Raw genomic sequence first — 1,224 nt, forward strand, 5'->3', positions numbered from 1 at the left:
CGAACCGGAAATCATCAGGGCGTTTCGAGCGCGACTACAAGGTTTTCCTCGAGATGCACCGCCAGCGGCGGATGCTGGACGCGATCCGCTAGAGCATCGGGGCCGGTCGCTGGCTCAATCCGTTCCTGTCCCTCCTCTCTTGCCTTCATGTCGCGTTTCGTCCAGAAGCTGACGCAAACGCCGCGAAACCGAAGGTTTTGCCGTTTGACATGCGGCTTCCGGCTCTGGCCGACGTGCCGTAGCTGGAAAGAGCGGAACAATGTCTGCGATCGAAGCCGGCGCTCGCGCGCCGGAAAGTCTTTGGCGTCAGGAAATCAGGGCGACGCTGGCGCTTGCCTGGCCGATGGTGCTGACCAATCTCGGCCAGACCGCGATGACGGCCACCGACGTCATGATGATGGGTCGTCTGGGGCCGGATACGCTGGCCAGCGGCGCGCTTGGCGCCAACCTTTATTTCATGCCGCTGATCTTCGGCCTCGGCCTGATGCTGGCGACCTCGCCGATGATCGCCACCGAGCTCGGCCGCCGCCGCTATTCGGTGCGCGACCTGCGCCGCACCGTGCGCCAGGGCCTGTGGCTGGCGATCCTGATCTCGATTCCGATCTGGCTCGTGCTTTGGCACGGCGAAGGCATTCTGCTGGCGATGGGCCAGGACCCGGCGCTCGCCCGTCAGGCCGGCATCTATCTGCGCTGGCTCGAATGGGCGGTGCTGCCGTTCTACGGCTATATCGTGCTGCGCTCGTTCATCTCGGCGCTGGAACGGCCGGGCTGGGCGCTGGTCATCGTCTTCGTCGCCGTCGCCTGCAACGTCTTCTTCAACTGGGTGTTCATGTTCGGCAATCTCGGCGTGCCGGCAATGGGCATTGCCGGGTCGGGCCTTGCCACCTCGCTGTCCTCAGCGCTGATGTTCATCGGCATGGCTGCCGTGGTGATGCTGGAGAAGAAGTTCCGCCGCTACCGTCTGTTCGGGCGCTTCTGGCGGTCCGACTGGCCGCGCTTCAAGGGTCTGCTGCGGCTCGGCCTGCCGATCGCCGGCATTCTCGCCTTCGAGGTGACGATCTTCAATGCGGCGGCCCTGCTGATGGGCCTGATCGACGCGGATTCGCTGGCCGCGCACGCGATCGCCATCCAGATCGCCTCGATCTCCTTCATGGTGCCGCTCGGCCTCAACCAGGCGGTGACGGTGCGCGTCGGCCTTGCGCACGGCGCCGGTAATCCGGAAGG

Annotated in this window: 1 protein-coding gene; it reads left to right on the forward strand. The window is 65.1% G+C overall.

The features are described from left to right. Positions 1 to 259: 259 nt before the first annotated feature. The coding region (locus EN906_RS34530; protein ID WP_164777630.1) for an MATE family efflux transporter at positions 260 to 1,224 on the forward strand (965 nt) is incomplete at its 3' end.

The sequence above is a fragment of the Mesorhizobium sp. M7A.F.Ca.CA.004.06.1.1 genome (assembly GCF_003999135.1).
Classification (GTDB): domain Bacteria; phylum Pseudomonadota; class Alphaproteobacteria; order Rhizobiales; family Rhizobiaceae; genus Mesorhizobium.